The following is a 4,019-nucleotide window of genomic DNA, read 5'->3' as shown; positions in this document are numbered from 1 at the left end:
TTGCTGCAATGTATTCATAATCGCTGTACCGTGCGGATATAGCTCTGGCGGCAGCTGATTCAAACCGTTTGTTTGGGGGAACCTAACGAAGTCCGTGGTTGTATAATTTCGTTTTTGAGTGATTTAAAGTGGTATCCTATGAGAGCGGGAGGTGAGACGAATGATCAAAGCGATCACTAAGGTAGGCGAACGTAAGCCGGGCGGTTCAGCGTCTAAATAAACGAAAAAGGACGCCTTAGAGGGCGTCTTTATTTTTTCGCTATATTCGCTTAGTCATTCCGCATTTCGAACACTTACGGAGGAAAACTCCGCCTTTAATCGAACTGTTAAACTTCGACGTATCGCAATTGTCACACCGGCCGCTCTTAACGTCGGGCATCTCGCGAACATCATAAACGACAGATACGTCATAATCTCCTGGCTGCGGTCTATTCACGTCTTTCACCTCACAACCTTCGTATTATAACGTATCTATGCGCTTATTTAAACAATCTTCCGAATGCTCTTCCGACGCTGCGTCTCATAATCCGACCGCCTACGTCGTTTTTCTTCACCGCGTTCACATCGCCTAAGAACCGCGCCCACCCGTACAAGAATCTGCGGAAATTCATATCGTCGTCCTCCTTCGTATTTTAGGCGCCTACCATCTCGTCACTGCGAAGTCCTTCGAGTAGTAAGTGCCGATTTTCTTCGTCTTGGCTGCGTTGCTATAAGCCGTCAATTTAATCCGGTATTGCCCGTTTGTCATAGTCGAAGTGTAGAATCGTTTGGTTGGCGTGCTTTTAACGAACTCGCCGCTCAACGATTGCTTCGACTTCCATCCGTCCGTGTATTGTTGCTGCAAAGTCATCGTATAATATACGCGGCTACCGCTGCTTTTCGTTGCCACTACGTCCACTGACGTCGCCTTGGGCGTGTAGTATGGAGCGTCAACCTTAACCGTAATGGATGCTGCGCTGGCCGGCGTTGTTAGGCCGAGTGTCATTAGTACCACCGCGATTGTTATCGTAATAAAACGTTTCATTATTCAACATCTCCTTCGAGTTTTATATCGTATCCGAACGCGATCAGAGCGAGTCTAAAGCCGAAGTCAAAGCCGGCAGGCGCATCGTCGCGTTCTCTTTTAAATAGTTCGGCGGCTCTTTGTAGCGGATCGACTGCCGCTTGTGCTCCGTCTAATGCCGTTAGTTTTACGTCCATCAGCCGATCTCCTCCTCGATGTTTAGAAGGCCGCCGCAGTTCGGACATTTAGCGGCCGTTTCGATTTCTACGTCTAGCCGGGCGAATGAACAGTCCGGACAGTTATACTCGATCATATTAGGCGATTCCTCCACGATTTTAGTACGTCAGCGCCTTCTTAGTTGCGTCTTAATGTCGTAGGTAGGGGCGGCTGCTTGACGTCTTATTTCATTAGCGATTTTAAAGCGACCGTAAAGCCGAAAATCAGTAGCGTTGCAATGGCTGCGCAGTCTATCGGCTGCATTGAACCGTAATCCAAAAACGCTATCCAGGCGATCAAAACGATAATGAGCAACGTATCAAGCGTATTAATTTTGCGCATGTGTGGTATAATTGATTGAACCGGGGCTTAGCGCCCCGTCCGTTTACTTGCGACGTTTCTTCTTGGAGGGAGACCGTCGCTTTTTCATTGCCTTGATTTCCATCGCGGTTTTGATGATCGCCAACCACGACGCAAGCAAGACGGATATTTTAGTAGCTAGTTCAATCAATCGTGTGCACCTCCTTTCTGTACCTTTATTATACGATATCGTATAACGTATGTCAACGTATATTGCGAAATAATATTCGATATCGTATAATTACTTATATAAATACGGAGGTGGTGCGGATGAGCAAGCGCATAAACGTACGGCCGCGTCTGAAGGAATTAATGAAGGCGGATGGTTGGACGCAAACAAGGCTGTCGGAAGCGTCAGGCGTTCCGCAGGGTTCTATCTCGCGGTTCGATTCGAATGGCCGACACGAAGATTGGCAGGTCGTCGCGCTAATGAAAGCGGGCGGTTGGAAGTACGAGGATCTGTTCGAAATAGAGGAAGGCAGCGACGAAAAGTAGGGACGTTCAGGTCGAGCGTCTCTTTTTCGTGTTCTGTTTTCGCCACACCAAAATGTATTAATATGCGTATAAGTGAATAAATATACTGACAGGATTCGTAGGCAATACGTGTTGGTATGCGCCTATTCTCAATTACGTCGATTTAACTGATAATCAATACGACTTCATTCGTACAAAATCGCCAAAAGTACGACTTTATTCGTACAAGCGAAAACGGCGTTGGCGCTTAGAGCCACGTGGGATACAGCGTTTTGAGGACGGAAATTACTTCTTATCTTCTAAATCTAAAACCTAGTGATCCTCCGCTACGCTACGTCTCACATATACGCAATATGTATAATGAATGAATAAAGGCGGCTTATTATTTGCGGGCGAGGCGGAGCCGAGGTCGCTGTACTTAAATACATACGGAATGGATAGCGTTAATACAGCGTACATATAAACGATAAATAAACGCCTAAGCAACGTTAATTTACTTGTGAAACATACGATTAGTTATCTATGTCTTATGAGGACGTAAATGAACGTAACATACTAACGGTAGGTTAGCGTATAGGCAGACGGTGAGAAGCGATTAGTAAGCCGGCTAGGATACCGTCATACAGGCGCTATGTAACGGCAGGCACAGACGGTCTATATAATATAGTACGAAGGCGGTCGGTAGGGTGACGTGGATATACCGGAAAGGGACTCCGCAATCAAGCAAGCGCCGCCAGCGGACGAGGCCTCCGAAAACTCAGGGGGTTGAGAGCCGAAGCCAATCCGTTTATGCACGATCCTATACATACTGGCCGGCATAGGCAGCCCGCACGAATGGCGGCATGGCGGGGTTGGTACGCTGCATAAAGTTAAGACGTTTCGTTGCGTTGGTCGAACGGCTGCCAACTGCGACCTATCAACGTTTGTGATCAACGCGAATGTAACAGAAAGTCTTTTTGTTACTTTCGTTATGCAACGTTATGAATGCGTTATTCAATAATAATCGCGAAAAATAAACGAAAGCCGCCCGCCCCCAAGCGCCCCGTCCAAAACCGCCCGATCTGGTGAACAAAACTTGCGCACAATTTTTTAAACTCGGGGTGTTAGGCGAATTTCAAAACGGAGAGGTCCTGCCGAGTAGTGGGCGACGAAAAAAAACGACAAGGAGGGCGTTATCATGAACGAAGAAATCAACGGCTGTATTAAGTTTATTGAAGACGGCTATTTGACGAAAGAGACGAGCGATAGAGTTCGAGAACTACTCGGTATTGAAAATTCGGACGATCTAACGGAGCTGACCGATTACATACTTGTAAGAGATCCGTACACTATTCCGTTCGGTGCGACGCCATCTCTTGCTAATTATCGTCTAGTCGCGAAAAGCTCCGACAGTACTCCGCAAGAAATACCGTTGCTGCCGGATGAAGAAGGCGTCTTCTTTTTCAGATACGTTAGAGGCGACCGACCATGACCGCACTACCTAATTTCGTCACTTGCGACGCATGCAATCAGCGAACCGCCATCGTATTAAAAGAACGGGCCGTACGAAAAGGCGTCGTCGAAACGTACTTTGACTGCATCGTCTGTGGCACGCATTACCCGACCGCGATCACGAACAACGCGCTAAGGACGAAAATTGAGACGCTGAAGCAATTGCGGCTTGCTGATGGCTCGGCACCGGCTGTAATCGACGCACTCAAAGCGGAAATAACCGCCGATATGAAAGTATTGCGGGAACGGTACGGACTAGCATAACGATTTTAACACGTAAAGTGCACGAAATTAGACGTTTTAGTAGCCGACTAGGGTATTCGTAAGGGTAGTAAGTTAGGGCTAGTTATTTCGTGTTATTTTATTTGGATATAAAAAAGAGTGCAACCGGTCGCGACTCCGATTACACTCTTTATAATTATGGTATTTCGTAAGTTGATCGGAAGAGCGTCTGTAGGGAAAGAGTGTGCCTCTA

8 protein-coding genes are annotated in these 4,019 nt (G+C 47.1%); 3 read left to right on the top strand and 5 right to left on the bottom strand.

The window, feature by feature from the left end; translation table 11 throughout:
- Positions 1 to 259: 259 nt before the first annotated feature.
- The 5 genes from V7L95_RS04055 to V7L95_RS04035 all read right to left on the bottom strand — a co-directional run bounded on the left by V7L95_RS04055 (position 260) and on the right by V7L95_RS04035 (position 1,730).
- Positions 260 to 445 (bottom strand): hypothetical protein, encoded by a 186-nt coding sequence (locus V7L95_RS04055; RefSeq protein ID WP_080967231.1) that lies wholly within the window; start codon positions 443 to 445, stop codon positions 260 to 262.
- Between the two features lie 34 nt (positions 446 to 479).
- Positions 480 to 611 (bottom strand): hypothetical protein, encoded by a 132-nt coding sequence (locus V7L95_RS04050; RefSeq protein WP_340968137.1) that lies wholly within the window; start codon positions 609 to 611, stop codon positions 480 to 482.
- Positions 612 to 640: 29 nt separating this feature from the next.
- The gene (locus V7L95_RS04045; RefSeq protein WP_340968134.1) at positions 641 to 898 is read right to left on the bottom strand and encodes a hypothetical protein; all 258 of its coding nucleotides are present in this window, start codon (positions 896 to 898) and stop codon (positions 641 to 643) included.
- Between the two features lie 125 nt (positions 899 to 1,023).
- A complete protein-coding gene (locus V7L95_RS04040) occupies positions 1,024 to 1,200 on the bottom strand; it encodes a hypothetical protein (RefSeq protein WP_340968133.1) in 177 nt (58 codons plus the stop codon).
- 404 nt (positions 1,201 to 1,604) lie between these two features.
- Positions 1,605 to 1,730: a hypothetical protein gene (locus V7L95_RS04035; protein WP_254965504.1), complete on the bottom strand. Its 126-nt coding sequence runs from the start codon at positions 1,728 to 1,730 to the stop codon at positions 1,605 to 1,607.
- Positions 1,731 to 1,849: 119 nt separating this feature from the next.
- Here V7L95_RS04035 and V7L95_RS04030 point away from each other — a divergent pair, with 119 nt between their 5' ends.
- The 3 genes from V7L95_RS04030 to V7L95_RS04020 all read left to right on the top strand — a co-directional run bounded on the left by V7L95_RS04030 (position 1,850) and on the right by V7L95_RS04020 (position 3,808).
- The gene (locus V7L95_RS04030; RefSeq protein ID WP_340968129.1) at positions 1,850 to 2,074 is read left to right on the top strand and encodes a helix-turn-helix transcriptional regulator; all 225 of its coding nucleotides are present in this window, start codon (positions 1,850 to 1,852) and stop codon (positions 2,072 to 2,074) included.
- A gap of 1,156 nt (positions 2,075 to 3,230) precedes the next feature.
- Positions 3,231 to 3,524 (top strand): hypothetical protein, encoded by a 294-nt coding sequence (locus V7L95_RS04025; protein WP_255389413.1) that lies wholly within the window; start codon positions 3,231 to 3,233, stop codon positions 3,522 to 3,524.
- Positions 3,521 to 3,808, top strand: a complete 288-nt coding sequence (locus tag V7L95_RS04020) for a hypothetical protein (protein ID WP_340968123.1) — start codon at positions 3,521 to 3,523, stop codon at positions 3,806 to 3,808. The genes V7L95_RS04025 and V7L95_RS04020 overlap by 4 nt, the downstream gene beginning before the upstream one ends.
- Positions 3,809 to 4,019 lie beyond the last annotated feature (211 nt).

It is taken from the genome of Bacillus sp. PPSBB_11, assembly GCF_038023285.1.
GTDB lineage: Bacteria > Bacillota > Bacilli > Bacillales > Bacillaceae > Bacillus > Bacillus altitudinis.
Note: the sequence above shows the minus strand (reverse complement) of the source record. Positions and strands in the feature narration are given on the sequence as shown.